The 15,377-nt window shown below is 65.3% G+C and carries 16 protein-coding genes; 9 read left to right on the forward strand and 7 right to left on the reverse strand.

The features are described 5' to 3' along the window. The first annotated feature begins 4 nt into the window (after positions 1-4). A complete protein-coding gene (locus CH283_RS03270; RefSeq protein WP_068283804.1) occupies positions 5-364 on the forward strand; it encodes a VOC family protein in 360 nt (119 codons plus the stop codon). 10 nt (positions 365-374) lie between these two features. Beyond that, a complete protein-coding gene (locus CH283_RS03275; protein ID WP_094641229.1) occupies positions 375-848 on the forward strand; it encodes an SRPBCC family protein in 474 nt (157 codons plus the stop codon). On the opposite strand, the gene CH283_RS03280 is transcribed toward CH283_RS03275, so the two are convergent. Both CH283_RS03280 and CH283_RS03285 read right to left on the reverse strand, forming a co-directional pair. Next, the gene (locus tag CH283_RS03280; RefSeq protein WP_068052950.1) at positions 814-1,695 is read right to left on the reverse strand and encodes a PE-PPE domain-containing protein; all 882 of its coding nucleotides are present in this window, start codon (positions 1,693-1,695) and stop codon (positions 814-816) included. The two genes, CH283_RS03275 and CH283_RS03280, sit on opposite strands and share 35 nt — an antisense overlap. A 75-nt stretch (positions 1,696-1,770) precedes the next feature. After that, on the reverse strand, positions 1,771-3,138 hold the full coding sequence (locus CH283_RS03285; protein ID WP_094641231.1) for a WS/DGAT domain-containing protein: 1,368 nt from the start codon (positions 3,136-3,138) through the stop codon (positions 1,771-1,773). Positions 3,139-3,334: 196 nt separating this feature from the next. On the opposite strand from CH283_RS03285, the gene CH283_RS03290 reads away from it, so the two are divergent. Continuing rightward, positions 3,335-4,687, forward strand: coding sequence for a sialidase family protein (locus CH283_RS03290; protein WP_141215314.1), 1,353 nt, complete (start codon positions 3,335-3,337; stop codon positions 4,685-4,687). A 54-nt stretch (positions 4,688-4,741) separates the two neighbouring features. On the opposite strand, the gene CH283_RS03295 is transcribed toward CH283_RS03290, so the two are convergent. Next, a complete protein-coding gene (locus CH283_RS03295; RefSeq protein ID WP_068052956.1) occupies positions 4,742-5,563 on the reverse strand; it encodes a hypothetical protein in 822 nt (273 codons plus the stop codon). 134 nt (positions 5,564-5,697) lie between these two features. Further along, positions 5,698-6,276, reverse strand: a complete 579-nt coding sequence (locus CH283_RS03300; protein WP_068052993.1) for a TerD family protein — start codon at positions 6,274-6,276, stop codon at positions 5,698-5,700. 226 nt (positions 6,277-6,502) lie between these two features. Between CH283_RS03300 and CH283_RS03305 the strand changes: the two genes are divergently transcribed. Beyond that, positions 6,503-7,252, forward strand: a complete 750-nt coding sequence (locus tag CH283_RS03305; RefSeq protein WP_094641235.1) for a DUF1906 domain-containing protein — start codon at positions 6,503-6,505, stop codon at positions 7,250-7,252. 155 nt (positions 7,253-7,407) lie between these two features. Here the strand turns inward: CH283_RS03305 and CH283_RS03310 are convergent, their stop codons facing one another. Further along, on the reverse strand, positions 7,408-8,268 hold the full coding sequence (locus CH283_RS03310) for an Rv1157c family protein (protein WP_068052996.1): 861 nt from the start codon (positions 8,266-8,268) through the stop codon (positions 7,408-7,410). A 303-nt stretch (positions 8,269-8,571) separates the two neighbouring features. On the opposite strand from CH283_RS03310, the gene CH283_RS03315 reads away from it, so the two are divergent. Continuing rightward, positions 8,572-9,789 (forward strand): mannosyltransferase, encoded by a 1,218-nt coding sequence (locus tag CH283_RS03315; RefSeq protein ID WP_094641237.1) that lies wholly within the window; start codon positions 8,572-8,574, stop codon positions 9,787-9,789. Here CH283_RS03315 and CH283_RS03320 read toward each other — a convergent pair. Beyond that, positions 9,734-10,051 (reverse strand): 4a-hydroxytetrahydrobiopterin dehydratase, encoded by a 318-nt coding sequence (locus CH283_RS03320; protein WP_068052965.1) that lies wholly within the window; start codon positions 10,049-10,051, stop codon positions 9,734-9,736. The two genes, CH283_RS03315 and CH283_RS03320, sit on opposite strands and share 56 nt — an antisense overlap. Positions 10,052-10,065: 14 nt before the next feature. Between CH283_RS03320 and CH283_RS03325 the strand changes: the two genes are divergently transcribed. Continuing rightward, positions 10,066-10,491, forward strand: coding sequence for a (deoxy)nucleoside triphosphate pyrophosphohydrolase (locus CH283_RS03325; RefSeq protein WP_068052968.1), 426 nt, complete (start codon positions 10,066-10,068; stop codon positions 10,489-10,491). Here the strand turns inward: CH283_RS03325 and CH283_RS28175 are convergent. Then, on the reverse strand, positions 10,457-10,633 hold the full coding sequence (locus tag CH283_RS28175; RefSeq protein WP_094609726.1) for a hypothetical protein: 177 nt from the start codon (positions 10,631-10,633) through the stop codon (positions 10,457-10,459). The two genes, CH283_RS03325 and CH283_RS28175, sit on opposite strands and share 35 nt — an antisense overlap. Before the next feature lie 175 nt (positions 10,634-10,808). On the opposite strand from CH283_RS28175, the gene typA reads away from it, so the two are divergent. The 3 genes from typA to CH283_RS03345 all read left to right on the forward strand — a co-directional run bounded on the left by typA (position 10,809) and on the right by CH283_RS03345 (position 15,311). Further along, a complete protein-coding gene (gene typA, locus CH283_RS03335; protein WP_068052974.1) occupies positions 10,809-12,746 on the forward strand; it encodes a translational GTPase TypA in 1,938 nt (645 codons plus the stop codon). 106 nt (positions 12,747-12,852) lie between these two features. Then, positions 12,853-14,634 carry an ABC transporter family substrate-binding protein gene (locus CH283_RS03340; RefSeq protein WP_094641239.1) on the forward strand — a complete coding sequence of 594 codons (1,782 nt, stop codon included), beginning with the start codon at positions 12,853-12,855 and terminating at the stop codon, positions 14,632-14,634. Further along, entirely contained in the window at positions 14,631-15,311 is a 681-nt protein-coding gene (locus tag CH283_RS03345) for a haloacid dehalogenase type II (protein WP_255183063.1), read from the forward strand. Before CH283_RS03340 ends, CH283_RS03345 begins: the two co-directional genes overlap by 4 nt. Positions 15,312-15,377: the final 66 nt, after the last annotated feature.

The following is a 15,377-nucleotide window of genomic DNA, read 5'->3' on the forward strand; positions in this document are numbered from 1 at the left end:
CGCCATGACGCCACCGCGGATCACCGTCGACTACACGGTGCTCGATTGCCCGGATCCAGCTGCGCTTGCCCGCTTCTACAGCACAATTCTCGGCTGGGAGCCTGCCGGCGACGACGGTGACTGGGTGGTGATTCACGGCCCGGGCGAGCTGCGGTTGGCGTTCCAGCGTGCGCCGGAGTTCACTCCGATCGACTGGCCGAACGACGGGATCAAGATCCACCTGGACCTCGTGGTCGACGACATGGAACAGGCCAGGGACTTCGTCGTCGACGCCGGGGCCGAACTCATCGACCACGCGCAGCCCTCGTTCTGGGTGTACCGCGATCCCGCGGGGCACATCTTCTGCTTGTGCAAAAGAGAATGAAGGAACCGTCATGGTCAGCGAAACCCACCCGGTACTCGTCGAGCGATCAGCCCTCGTCCGCGCCGACGCCGCGACCGTGCACGCTCTGATCGACAACTTTCACCATTGGCAACAGTGGTCGCCCTACGAGGGACTCGACCCTGGTTTGCAGCGCACCTACACCGGTCCCGACGCGGGAGTGGGGGCGTCGTACTCGTGGTCGGGTAACCGCAAGGCCGGCGCGGGGACGATGACCATCACCGAATCGATTCCCGAAGAACTGATCGTGCTCGACCTCGCGTTCACCAAGCCGTTCAAGAATCGGAACGTCACGGCGTTCCTGCTCGAGCCTGTCGCCGACGGGACCCGGGTGACCTGGCGTATGTCGGGAAAGCAGAGCAAGCTGTTCGCTCTGATCGGAAAAGTGTTCTCGATGGACAAGCTCGTCGGACCGGATTTCGAGAAGGGGCTCAGGCAGCTCGCCGTTGTGGCCGAGAAGGGCTGAGTCGGTTCTCCCGTAGATCCGCCTGCTCGCCGAGCCAGCGGGCGAGAACCTGGCAGCCGGTGAGGCCGTCTGCATAATCCTCGCGCGCATAAGCGATGTGTCGGCCACCGCCGGGGTTCGACCACTCGAATCGACGCCAGCGCATCGACTGCGGCAGATACCCGCCCAATTCTGCGGCCGCAGTGCGGAGGCGTCGAACATCTTTCGCCCACTGCGAGGGTCGAAGGCGCGTCCGGGTCGCGTTTTGGAAGCTGTTGCTGCGCAGTAAGTTCAGTAGTTCACGCAGCCAGATTTTCGGAGTGCGAAACGACATCCATCGGGTCAGGTCGGCAACGTCGCGAATGAGACTGTCGTCGCTTGCGTTGCAGATCATGTCGGACTTCAGACCGATCCACTGAACCGGAATCGACTCGGGCAGAGCCGGACCCGCACCGGCGACGCCGCGCCCGGTGCAGCCGTCGACGGCACCCACCGGCTGCTGAGGATCCGACACCAGACCAGCGGCAACGATGCGGCTGCCGTCGATCGTCCCGTCGTGGACGAGACCGAGGACCTCGCGCACCACCGTCGCTCCCTGGGAGTATCCGATCAGCGCAATCGGCCCGGCAGTGCTCTCGAGTGTGCGGCGTAGACGCCGGACACCGATGTCTGCACTGTGCCGAAAGCACAGTCCACCGAGCGCGACCGGACCGTACGACGCCGGATAGCCGATCCAGCGGCCGACGAAGCGGTCGTCGAGCTCGCGGGTGACGCAGGCCAGCAGGCCCGTCACTCGTGTCCGGTGGTCGGACGGGTGTGATTCACCGGTACCCCCGACGGCGAGTACGGTGACCGTTTCTTGGCTCATGGCTGTCAGTCTGGTCGGGGAACCTGAGCCCGACGCCCGACAAATGCTGAGAACTGTCTGGCAGTTCGGTCCCGGTCAGGTCAGAGCAGTGCGTACCTCGTCGAGGGCGTCGCGAAGGAGTGCCTCGTACAGATCCGGGTCGGGTACGGCTGCGCTGTTCGACGTGATTCCGATGGTGACGGTATCGCCGATGCCGTGGACTCCGTGGGTCAGGCTCATGGCGGGGGACAGGGCCGGAAAACCTGCGGTGAATCGGACGCGGCCGCCGCCGAGCGTCAGGTCTGCAGCACCGCGCGAAACACTGGACACGACGGTGTTCCCGGTGACCATCGGAGGGGCTGCGGTCGGATCGAACTGCGCGACGCCCCATTCGGCCAGAAACGCCGGCACGTGTACTTCGACGTCGTCCTGTGAGGCGCGGGCTGCCCGCGACAGCGGATGATTCGCGCGAGCTCGGCGCGCAGCCAGATCGGCGGCGACGAGCTGACTGCGAGTACGAATGTCCGGTTCGGCGGGAAACAGTCCGACGCCGACGTTGCCGAAATTGTTTCGCGCGTCGGCTCGCTCATCCCTGGCGACGGTGACCTCGGCGGCCAGATCCGGACCGTCGCCGAGAAGCCGTTGCAGTGCAACGGATACTGCAGTCAGCACGAACGTGGTGACGGTGGTCCCGCCGGACTGCAGCTCGGTTTTCGGAAGCACGATGGTCCGCACCGACATCCGGCCGGTGGGCGGCACGTCGAGGTCGGTCGGAGCGCGCGAAGGTGCGGGCGGGGGAATGTCGCCCGAATCGGTACCTCGCCCGAGGCTCAGCGCGTCGCGTCGCGCGCGGACACCGCCGCGAACCATCTGCGCCAGCCGAAGCGGAAGAGTTGCGGCGGCAACGATTGTGGATGCCGACTCGAACGCCGCACGAGGCTTTACTTGGACGCACGCCGGTGGGAGTGGATGCGTGCCGAACAGGTCGCGAGCAGCGCGCGCGGCCAGTGTTCCGTCGGCCGCCGCGTGCGAAAGCTGCAGCACGGCAACGAGGGCCGTGCCGCCTGGAGCCTCGACGATGTTCGGATACAGGTGCAGGTGCCACACGGACACTCGGGGGTCGACCTGACGTGCGAACGATGCAGCGATCGCCTCGAGGCACTCCGACCACGTGCTCGTTTTCCGGTGGACGGAGATCGCGTCGGAGCGCGGGCCCGCCTCGGTCCAACGGGGATAATCGAGGCCGCACGCGACGTCACTGATGCGTCGACTCAGGACCTCGATGCGGCTGCCGCGCTCGTGCAATCGGGCCACCTCGGAATCGAGGTCTCCCGATCCGCTGGCGAAGCAGTACAGCAGAAACTGGTCGCTCGGAATCTTCGACGCCATCCAGTACGCACGCGCGTCGGTCGGATGCAGGCGGGTCGATCCGGGGCGGTTGTGGGCGGCTCGAACGCGGGGCACGCGTCGAGCCTATGCGTCCCTGTGTGAACCGGAAATCCACAGACTGGCTGGTCCCATTCTGTGAACTGTCACCAGGATGGGCCGAGGACTTCTTCGATTGCCTGGAGGTCCGCCGGCGCCATGGGCGCTAGCCTGATCCAATGCATCGACCAGCACTGTGGCCGCGACGCCGCGGCGGCACCCAACGGCGGGTGTCGTGACGCCCAGAGTTGCCTCGGGCTATCGGGCTGGACTGCGTTCCTCGACCAACGCCGCCGCATCGGCCGACTTCGTCACCGACATCTCCTACACCGAGTACGGCTCCGCGGCCTGCACCCTCGGGGTCGCGGCGGACAACACCGTGTTCGTCGCACCCGCGTTCACCGTGGACGGCATCGGGGTACTGTGCTCGTCCGATTTCGGAAAGTCATGGCGTGCATCGGTTCCCGAGGGCCTGCGGCAGGGTCGGAATCGTCCGTATCTGTATTTCGACGACGTCGACGAGCGTCTGTTTCTGCACGCCGGACGATTCGACGCGGTGCCGCCCCATCAGATGCGAACGGGCTTCACCCTGGGGGTCAGTGACGATCGGGGCGAAACCTGGCGCACGCGCACAGTGGCATCGAAAGCCAGAATGGATGCCAAAGTGTTTGCCGGTCCGAGCAATTCACGGGCCGGAAGGGTTACGTATCTCTCCGCGCCCACGCCGTTCGCAGTACGTGTGCGGCCACTGATCAACGTCACCCGTCAGGTCATCTGGCGGTCCTTCGACGGCGGGGTGAAGTGGGAAGTAGCCGGTGGTTTCGACATCGATTCCAAGAACATCCCCGGATTGCCGAGTCGGGAGTACGTCTCGTTCGGTAAGGGTGTGGTCGGTCCGGACGGCACCGTCTACATCGGTGGCCGCTACGGTCGACGGTTCGCTGTGGCGGTCAGTCGCGACGAGGGTCTGACGTGGGACGTTCGGATGGTTCCGGGATCGGCGCTGGCGAAGTACCACAACGCAGTGCATTTTCTGCTGCTCGGTTCGCGCTATCTGCTGCCGGAGTCGATGGCCGTCGACGACGACGGAAACGTGTACGCGGTGTGGCCGGACCGCGACGGATTGCTGCATGCTTCCTGGTCCTCGGACGGCGCGGCGAATTGGTCGAGGCCGGTGGTGGTGTCGGCACCGGGAGTGCGCGACGCCCGCTTCGGCGCGATCACCGCCACCGGGTCCGGGCGGGTGGGCATCGCATACTACGGACGCGAGAAGGGGCGTGCCTTCCACGGCTTCATCGCGCAGTGCCGCGACTTCCGTACCGGCAGCCCGGTGTTCGTCGGCGGTAAGTACAACGAACCCGATGCACCGCTGTTTCCCTACGGATTCTGCAGTGGCGTTGCGGGTTTCGGTTTGGGTCGCTCACTCAACGAGATAGTCCGCGTGCATTTCGCCCCCAACGGTGACCTCGTGACCGGGGCCGCGATGCAGATGCGGGGACGAAACAGGCAACGCCCCTGGGCGGCGCGCTCGCAACACACCGAGATGCAGGCGGTCCTGGGACGGCTGGGTCGCATCGTCAGGGCATAGACGAAAGGCCCTGCAGCACAGCGCTGCAGGGCCTTTCGTGGTCTTGCTTACCTACTAGGCGACGTTGATCATGCCGACTGTGGGGAAGAAGAAGCAGCTCTTGTCCGAACCGTCGAGGGCCTTGTGGTTCACCGTGCCGAACACCGCGGCCAGAACGGTTCCCGATCCGGTTTCGACGGGTACGGCGCGGGCACCGGCGGCAGGCAGCGAGTCGATCGCTCCGATGACGAACGGCCGAACGATGTCCTTCGCGGCGTCGGGCACACCGGAATTGGTGAGGATCGAATCGGCGAGAGTGGTTGCCAGGCCGCCGAAGTCGGCGAATCCGCCCTGCAGGGTGTTGACGTTGAACCAGGCGACCTGCATCCCGGTCTTGTTCTCGGAATCGTTCACGATTCCGGCCGGGACGAACGCGAACATCGTCTCGCCCTTGTCGACTGCATTGAGCTCGGGAATCTGGATGGACGGCAGGAACGGCAACGTGGGGATGGCAGGCGCGGTCAGCTGCGGCCACGGTCCTGCCGCTCCGCCTGCGACACCGGGAACGATGCCGAGGGGCGAGCCCGCCGTTGCGGAGCAGTTGATCGCTGCGGTGGGGTAGAAGAACGGCGTGATGCCGAAGTCGGTGAGGGCTTTGTTGGCTGCGTTCAGTGCGGCGAACGGATCGACGTTCGCATCCTCGGCGACCGGGGTACGTGAGTCGGCGATCGCGGTCGCGGCGTCGAGCGAGGCACCACCCTGTCCCTGCAGTGCGGCGATCGCCTGCGCCAGCGGATCGGCCGGTGCCGGATCCGCTGCGGCAGTGGCGGGAACAGCGAGCAATGCCGCGCAGGAGAGCGCGAGCGCGCCCGCCAGACGGCTGAGGCGACGAGACATGTGTGACTCCTGTGACTGATGTGGCTTATGTTGCGGTTGCGCTGATATCACCACACATCATCTCGACGTCACAAGCTCAGAAAGATTCCGTTGTTCAATCGAGACGGTCCCAACAAGCCGGGCTGTGACTGTCGTCACCCCACGTCGATGCCGAAGTCGCGCACGATTCCCTCCAGCCCCGAGGCATAGCCCTGGCCGATGGCGCGGAACTTCCATTCGGCCCCGCGTCGGTACAGCTCGCCGAACACCATCGCGGTTTCGGTGGAGGCGTCCTCGCTGAGGTCGAAACGGGCGAGTTCGCGCCCATCGGACTTGTCGACCACGCGAATGAAGGCGTTGACGACCTGACCGAAGTTCTGGCCAAGGGCGTCGGCGTTGTGAATGGACACCGGGAAGACGATGGAGTCCACTTCCGGGGTCAGGGCAGCCAGGTCGACATCGATGCTCTCGTCGTCACCTTCGCCCTCGCCGGTCCGGTTGTCGCCGGTGTGCTCGATGGCACCGTCGGGGGAGCGCAGGTTGTTGTAGAAGACGAAGTAGCTGTCGCTCAGTGCCTTCTTCGTGGTGCGAAGTCCGATGGCGCTTGCGTCGAGATCGAAGTCTCCGCCGGTGGTGGCGCGGACATCCCAGCCGAGTCCCACGCTCACCGCCGTCAGATTCGGTGCTTCTTTGGTCAGCGAGACATTTCCACCCTTGGCAAGCGTTACGCCCATGTCCATCCACTCCTCAGCGCGTTCGTCCGTGCGTCGTCCTCCCCACCATATTCATGTTCGTGACGTGGGTGCGCGAGGTGCTCGTGTGAAGCCGGAGGGGAACGGGGTGGGTGTGAGCAGTGGGGCTGGCGGTACCGATGGGATTGTGGTGGGATACGACAAACGATGGAAGATAGCAGTGGTTGTGCGATTTATCGGGTAGGCGCGCCGCCGCGATCGAACGACGATGGAGATTTTTGTGCAGGTTTCGCGACGTGAACTGTTCAAGTACGCCGCCGCGGGGTCCGCGGCCGCCGTCGGATTGGTTGCGTTGGGTTCGACGACCGCGCACGCCGACGCCGGGCTCGGCACACTCGTCGACTACTCGGGTGGGGTGCCATCGGCATCCGCGATCAAGAATGCCGGTCACCTCGGAGCTGTCCGCTACGTGTCCGATCGGCGACCGGATGCGAACTGGATGATCGGGAAGCCGATGCGCAAGTCCGAGGCCGATGCCTTGACATCCGCGGGCCTGGAAGTGGTCTCGAACTACCAGTTCGGTAAGGGGGCCACGTCCGATTGGCGTGGCGGGTACGCAGCGGGAGTGAAGCACGCAGAGCGAGGCCTCGAGCTCCACCTCGCCGCCGGTGGTCCGGCAGACCGCCCGATCTACGCGTCGATCGACGACAACCCCACCGCTGTGGAGTTCGCAACCCTGATCGCGCCGTACATCCTGGGCTGGCAGTCGGTGATCGGAGCCGAGAACACGGGAATCTACGCCAATTCACCGACCATCGAATTGGCCTCGGTCGCAGGCCTCGGCCGGTGGTATTGGCAGCACAATTGGGGAACGCCGAAGGGCTTCGTTCATCCCGACGCGCACATTCATCAGATCCGAATCGACAAGGATTTCGTGGGCGGAGTCGAAGTCGACATCAACAATATTCTGAAGGCTGATTACGGGCAGTGGTCGAAATCTGCCGCTGACATTCTCTGAAACAACATCGATGTAATTCTTTTCCGACAATCTACGAATGCAGCACGGCATTCGTAGAACCCGTGCATATTCTTTCCGAATTCACCCCACGAACAGTTCGCCCCCGGCTTCTCGCGGAAGCCGGGGGCGAAGTGCGTCAGTAGTGCAGATACGAGCTACGGGACGTAGACCGTACCGATGGTGGGCAGGAAGGTGCAGCTGCGCGGTGCTGCCGCCGGGTCTTCCTTCGACTGCGTGGTGATCGAACCGGAGACGACCGAGAGAACGCGTCCGGGGCCGGTGTCGGCGATCGCGGACAACGTCGCCGGACCGTCGGTGTTGATCATGGATGCGCCGGTGAGATCCTGGGTGCCCGAGCGACGGTTGTCGATGTTGAGCCAGGTCACCGTCAGAGGAGCTGCCTGCTCGGCGGCAATCGGGGCGGTGCCGAGAGCGGTGAAGACGAAGCCGGCCTGACCTGCGCCGGGTCCGGGAGGCGGCAGGGTGGCTGGGCCGGGTACGGCCAAGGCGGTTCCGACGGAATCGGCGGTGTCGGAGATGCATCCCACGCCGAGCGTCGGGTACAAGAACTGGGCGATGACGGGTCCGTCGGACGGCAGTTCAGGTCCGCCGCCGCCGGAGCCGTCAAGGAACGTGATGACCCGTTCGAGCAGGGACTTGACCTGGTCCGGCAGCTGCGCCGTCTCGAGCAGCGCGCGGGCCTGACCGAGCAGGTCGGCGGCCGGGGCGGCTCCCACGTCGGCAGGTCCGGCTGCGGCACCGACGATGGCCGGTGCGAACGAGGCGAGTGCTTCCACCTCGGCCAGGTTGGGCATCGGCTCACCGGGGGCGGGAAGGAACTGAGCGATCAGAGCAGCGGGATCGGCCGGTGCTGCGGGCAGATCTGCCGGTGCCATCGGCACCAACGGCTGTGCGGATGCGCTGGTCGGCACGACTAGTGCGGCGGCTGCGGCTACGGCGAAAGCTGTAACTACGCGACGCGTTCCGCGGGTACGAAGCACGGTGATATTCCCCATTCTGATCATGACGCGGGCCCACGGCGACAGCCGGTGCTCGAGGGGTCACTCTATGTAGCGCAATCCCCGATGTACAGCTGTTGTCGATCGAGCCCTCCCCCGTCGCATCTATGCCAGGGCAGTCTATTGGTCACACGCTGCGAATTCTCCGCAGACGCACACGATAACCTGTTACTGAAGTTGTCAGTGTGAAAGGTGATGCAAATGTTACTCGGGTGCATCGGTGGTTGGGGCGCGTGAGCTGAGCCCTATAAGCTCGACGATCGATACACGGCATCGATACCGAACGGAACCGCACGCACAGTGAACCGACTTGTTCGGCTGGCCCCCGTTCTGCTCGCGGTCTCGGTGATCAGCCGATTCGTCTGGGCCTTCGCGACGCCCAACGGTATGAACCTCGTTGACCTGCACGTCTACGTCGACGGCTCCGCGACACTTCTCGGCGGAAATCTGTACGACTACACGTACTCGGTGCAGACCCCGGACTTCCCGCTCCCGTTCACGTACCCGCCTTTCGCCGCGCTCGTGTTCTTTCCGCTGCACTATCTGCCGTTCACGCTGGTCGGAGTGCTCTGGCAGGCCGCGACCATGATCGCGCTGTTCGCCGTGGTGAAGCTGACGCTGTCGATGGTTCTGGGCGACGAGCGTGCCGCCGAGCCGCGCTGGGTGCGTATCGCGATGCTGTGGACCGCGCTTGGTCTGTGGTCCGAACCCGTTCGAACGACCCTGGACTACGGCCAGGTCAACGTGTTCCTGGTGCTGCTGGCGATTGTCGCGGTACGCAGCAGCAGATGGTGGGTGGCAGGCGGGCTGGTCGGGTTCGCTGCCGGAATCAAGCTGACCCCGGCCATCACCGGCCTGTACTTCCTGGCCACTCGGCGGTGGAAGGCAGCGGCGTTCTCGGCAGTGGCCTTCGCCCTCACCGTCGCGGTCAGCTACGCGGCGCTCGGACACCAGGCGGCCACCTACTTCACCACGCTGCTCGGCGATGCCGACCGAATCGGCCCCGTCGGCTCGGTCTGGAATCAGTCCCTGCGGGGCGCGCTCAGCCGGATCGCGGGGGAGGACGTCGGGCAGGGGCCGGTGTGGCTCGCCGCCGCCGTACTCGCGACAGGACTTGCGATCGCGGCATGGCGGGCGATCGGGCGCGAGGACCATCTGGGCACGCTGGTGATCGTGCAGCTCCTCGGCCTGCTGATCTCGCCCATCTCGTGGTCGCATCACTGGATCTGGGTGATCCCGATGGTAATCTGGCTGGTGCACGGGCCGCTACGCGACGTCGCCGGGTCGAAGATCGTCGCGGGCTACTGGTTGGTGACGGTCACCGTGGGTGTGCCGTGGCTGCTCAGCTTTTTCCAGGAATCGATCTGGACCATTCCCCGTCCCGGCCTCGAGGCGTGGGCCGGTGCGGTCGATGTCGTCGGAGCGGCCCTGTTCCTGGGCTGGGTCGTCTATGCCGGACGCATCAAGTCGCAATCAGGGCATCGATCCGACGCGCCAGATCCACATCCTTCTGTGTGAGCCCGCTGACCTTCTTCTGGGTCGTTCCTGCAGGCTCCACTCCCGCGCTGTGCGTCGAGAGCGTGAACGTGAGCGTCCGCCATCTGATGTCGATGTCGGGGTGATGATCCGCCTCTTCCGCGGCCTCGGCCACGCGGTTCACCGCCTGGATCGCCGCTGGAAACGACGCCAGTTCGACGGTGCGCGTCAGCGATTTCCCGTCCACGGTCCATTCGGCGAGTCGGGCGTCCTCGATGTCTCGGTCGGTCAGCAGTTCGGTCATAGAAAGATGGTGGCATGTCCGGTACCCCCGCCGCTGTGGTTGTCGCAGCCGCATTGACGCACCAGGGCAGGCTGCTGCTCGCCCAACGAACTCGTCCGCCCGAGCTGGCCGGCCGGTGGGAACTGCCCGGCGGCAAGGTGGAGCCGGGGGAGTCGGAGGACGCGGCCCTGGTGCGCGAGCTGCGTGAGGAACTGGGAGTGGAGTGCTCGATCGGCGCGGCGCTCACCGGCGACGTCGACCTGCCCGGCGGTCTCGTGCTCCGCGCGTACCGGGCCTGCCTCATCTCGGGAGTTCCTGCAGCACTTGAACATTCGGCTCTACGGTGGGTGGACGCAGAAACCCTGCCGACGATGGATCTGGTCGATGCCGACCGACTCTGGATGCCCGAGTTGCAGGAAATTCTGCTCACTTCGCCCGAGCGGTCTTCAGGCCTTTCTTGAGGTCTTTCTTGGTCGCGCCCGCGGATTCCAGCTTCTTCATTCGCATGATCACGACGGGGCATTTGATGCAACGAACCTTCTTGCGGCAGCATTTTTTCTTGGGCTTCATCCCCGAGACATCTGCGGCCTTTATCTTGCCCATGAGCACCAAGACTAATGGGTGGCGCAGGTCACAGACCTGAGGGTGGCGCGGGGCACTGCCGAACTACGGGTAAACTCGATCAGTCGCGAGAACCTCGCGGTGCAGCGCGCTTCTCTAGCGACATAAGCCCGCTAGCGAACAAGAGCCCGCATTCGACTCCAGGAGAATTTTTCGCGTGAGCGCCCCAAGCAGTGCAGACAACATCGACAGCACCACCACTTTCCGCAACGTCGCCATCGTTGCACACGTCGACCACGGCAAGACCACCCTGGTCGACGCCATGCTTCGACAGTCCGGCGCGTTCGAGGAACGTGCCGAAGCGATCGACCGCGTCATGGACTCGGGTGACCTCGAAAAAGAAAAAGGCATCACGATCCTGGCCAAGAACACGGCCGTCCACAAGCGCAATGCCGACGGCACCATCACCGTCATCAACGTGATCGACACCCCCGGCCACGCCGACTTCGGCGGAGAGGTCGAGCGCGGCCTGTCCATGGTCGACGGTGTCGTCCTCCTCGTCGACGCATCCGAGGGCCCGCTTCCGCAGACCCGCTTCGTGCTCCGCAAGGCGCTCGCCGCCTCGCTGCCGGTGATTCTGGTCGTGAACAAGACCGACCGTCCCGACGCGCGTATCGAAGAGGTCGTCTCGGAGAGCCACGATCTGCTCCTCGACCTCGCGTCCGACCTGGACGACGAGGCATCCGAAGCCGCCGAGTTGGCGCTGGACCTTCCGGTTCTCTACGCCTCCGGCCGTGAAGGCAAGGCCTCGAAGGTTCAGCCCGAGAACGGCCACGCCCCCGACGCCGAGAACCTCGACGAGCTCTTCGAGGTCCTGCTCAGCTACGTCCCCGCGCCCAAGGGCAACGTCGACGCTCCGCTGCAGGCGCACGTCACCAACCTCGACGCGTCGGCCTTCCTCGGTCGCCTCGCCCTGGTTCGTATCCACAACGGACAGCTCTCCAAGGGCCAGACCGTGAGCTGGATGCGTGAGGTCGACGGCGAGCCCGTCGTCCAGAAGGCCAAGATCACCGAGCTGCTCAACACCATCGGCGTCGAGCGCGTGCCCGGCGAGAAGGGTGTTGCAGGAGACATCGTCGCCGTCGCAGGCTTCCCGGACATCATGATCGGCGACACCCTCGCCGACCTCGAGAACCCGGTTGCCCTGCCGCGCATCACCGTCGACCAGCCGGCCATCTCGGTCACCATCGGCACCAACACGAGCCCGCTCGTCGGACGCGTCAGCGGCCACAAGCTGACCTCGCGCATGGTCAAGAGCCGTCTGGACCAGGAGCTCATCGGTAACGTCTCGCTCAAGGTCCTCGACATCGGTCGCCCCGATGCCTGGGAGGTCCAGGGTCGTGGCGAGCTCGCTCTCGCCATCCTCGTCGAGCAGATGCGTCGTGAGGGCTTCGAGCTCACCGTCGGCAAGCCCCAGGTGGTCACCCAGACGGTCGACGGCAAACTGCACGAGCCCTTCGAAGAGCTCATGGTCGACACACCGGAGGAGTACCTCGGTGCCGTCACTCAGCTGCTCGCCGCACGCAAGGGCAAGATGGTCCAGATGACGAACCACGGCGCAGGCTGGGTTCGCATGGAATTCATCGTTCCGTCGCGTGGCCTGATCGGTTTCCGCACCGAGTTCCTCACGGACACTCGCGGTACCGGTATCGCCAACGCCGTCTTCCACGGGTACGCACCGTGGGCCGGTGAGATCCGCGCGCGCCACACCGGCTCGCTCGTGTCGGACCGTCACGGCACCGTCACTCCGTTCGCGATGATCCAGCTGGCCGATCGCGGCACGTTCTTCGTCGAGCCGGGCGCAGACACCTACGAGGGCATGGTCGTGGGCATCAACCCGCGTCAAGAAGACCTCGACATCAACGTCACCCGCGAGAAGAAGCTGACCAACATGCGTCAGTCCTCCGCAGACGTCATGGAGACCCTGGCCAAGCCCAAGAAGCTGGACCTGGAAATGGCCATGGAGTTCTGTGCTGGCGACGAGTGCGTCGAGGTGACCCCCGAGGTCGTCCGCGTCCGCAAGGTGCACCTCGATTCCAACGAGCGCGCTCGTGAGCGTTCGCGGAGCAAGACTCGCGACAAGGCTGCTCTCTAAGACTCACTTCGTGCGGCAGAAGCGACGTGTCACCCTTGTGGGGCGCGTCGCTTCTGTCGCACAAGGTAGCCGACTACGAAGGAGATCCTCGTTGCGCAAGGTGCTGATGCCGACGGTTCTGGTTTCTGCCATCGCTCTGGTACTCACCGCGTGCACTGCGGATCCCCCGCCCCCGATCGAGAGCATCGAGACCACGGTCAGCACCACGATGGTGCCGGCGAAGACCGGTGACCCGGTCGTCGTCGCCATCGACGATGTCGGCATCGGCTTCAACCCCCATCTTCTGGCAGATCAGTCGCCCGCCACTGCCGCGGTCGGTTCGCTGGTACTGCCCAGCCCGTTCCGTCCCTCGCGCGACCCGGACACCGGGGTGACGACCTGGGAACCGGACCTGTCGCTGTTGATCTCGGCCGAGGTGACGTCGCAATCGCCGTTCACCATTCGCTATCAGCTGCGCAACGAGGCCCAGTGGTCCGACAGCGCGCCGATCGCCGCCGAGGATTTCCGCTACCTGTGGCAGCAGATGACCACTCAGCCCGGCGTCGTCGATCCGGCCGGGTACGCCTTGATCGACGACGTCGCATCCTCGGGCGGTGGCAAGACGGTCGACGTGACACTCTCGGCGCCGTACCCGGCCTGGCAGCGACTGTTCGCCGATCTGGTGCCCTCGCATCTGCTCAAGGACTCACCCGGCGGTTTTCAGGGCGGCCTGACGGACAATGTGCCGGTCTCCGGTTCTCGGTTCAACATCAAGACCGTCGACCGGGGTCGGGACGAGATTCTGCTCGAACGCAACGACCGATTCTGGGGCGAGCCCGCATCACCCGACCAGATCCTCATCCGCCGCGGGGGCACCTCCGCGCAGCTGGCCGATTCACTGCGGTCCAGTGACGCTCAGATCGCCCAGGTTCGTGGCGACTCGGCCCTGCGAGCCCAACTCTCGGCAATTCCCGGCGTGCGGACCGACACCATCCGGCAATCCCGAGTGCTGTCGATGACGGTCAACGGGCGAGCGCCGAACATGTCGAATTCGATTGTGCGACAGGGGATACTGGGTCTACTCGACCCCGATCTGCTGGCGACGGTCGGAGCAGGCGGTGGCGCGACGGATCGCCGGGCTGCAGCGCAGCTGTCCTCGCCGTCCGACCCCGGATACACCGCGACGGCACCGGCCCCCATCGGCAGAACAGCTGCCCTCCAACTGCTCGAACGGGCCGGGTTCGTACCGACACCCGATGCCGTGGTGACATCGACCCCGAACCCGAGCGCGCCGACCACCGCCGCTCCGACGACAAGTCCTGACCCGACGGCCACCAGCGCTCCGGGCCCGAGTGTCACCAGGCTTGCGGACGCGACCGGCACCGCGTTGCGGTTCGTGATCGGTGCCGTCGAGAACGACGACATCGCGCTCGCGGTCGCCGGAACGGCCGCAGACGAACTCGTCGGCGCAGGCATCGATGCGACCGTGACCCCACTTCCCGCCGACGAGCTGTACTCGACGGCGTTGACCGACGGAACCGTCGACGCGGTGGTCGGATGGACCAGCGCGGGAGTCGACCCCGCCACGGCCCTCGCCTCCCGGTTCGGCTGCGTCGACGAGCCCGCCGACAGCAGCGGCGACGGCGTCGAGATACCGCGAAATCTGTCCGGCCTGTGTGTTCCGGAACTGCAACCGACGATCGACAGGGCACTGGTGGGCGGTCTCGAGTCCTCCGTGGCCAGAAACGACGTCGAGCCGAGGCTGTGGTCGCTGGCGTCGACGCTGCCGATCATGCAGGACGCGTCCGTGGTGGCCGCCGTACCCGGCATCACCGGCGTCTCGCTGACCGGCCCGGTCGAGGTCGGGATCTTCGCCGGCGCTCCGCAGTGGATGCGGACGCCCCGGTGACTCGCATCGATCGCCCCGCCGTCATCGTGTTCGACGTGAACGAGACGTTGTCCGACATGTCCACGATGCCGGCACGGTTCGCCGACGTGGGCGCTCCGCCGCACTTGTTCGCGACGTGGTTCGCGGGCCTGCTCCGTGACGGCTTCGCGTTGGCAGCAGCGGATGCTGCCCAGCCCTTCGCCGTCATCGGTTCCGGTTCGCTTCGTTCGCTGCTGTTCGACACCGCCTCGAACTCGGATCTGGACGCCGCGGTGGACCACATCATGGGTGGTTTCGCGGAGCTCGACGTTCATTCCGATGTGGTCGAGGGAGTGACTGCTCTGGCAGCACTCGGCATCCGGCTGATCACTCTGAGCAACGGTTCGGTCCAGGTGGCACAGACTCTGCTGGACAAGGCCGGAGTGCGCGAGACTTTCGAGTCGTTGCTGTCGGTGGAGGCCGCCGGTCGATGGAAGCCGCACGCGGACTCCTACCGCTACGCACTCGAACAGTGCGGCGCGAAGCCCGAGGACGCCATGCTCGTCGCGGTTCATCCCTGGGACATCGACGGCGCGCATCGTGCAGGCTTGGCGACCGCCTGGATCCATCGCGACGGCGGGCCGTACCCGGATTACCTTGCTGCACCCGATGTGACGGCACTATCGCTGCCGCATCTGGCGCAGCTGCTCGGCCGATGACAGCAGTGATGCCGATGCCGGCAGTGACACGGACGACAGAACGAACGGCGAGTAACCAGCGATGAC

Source organism: Rhodococcus sp. 05-2254-2, from assembly GCF_002259095.1.
Classification (GTDB): Bacteria; Actinomycetota; Actinomycetes; order Mycobacteriales; family Mycobacteriaceae; genus Rhodococcoides.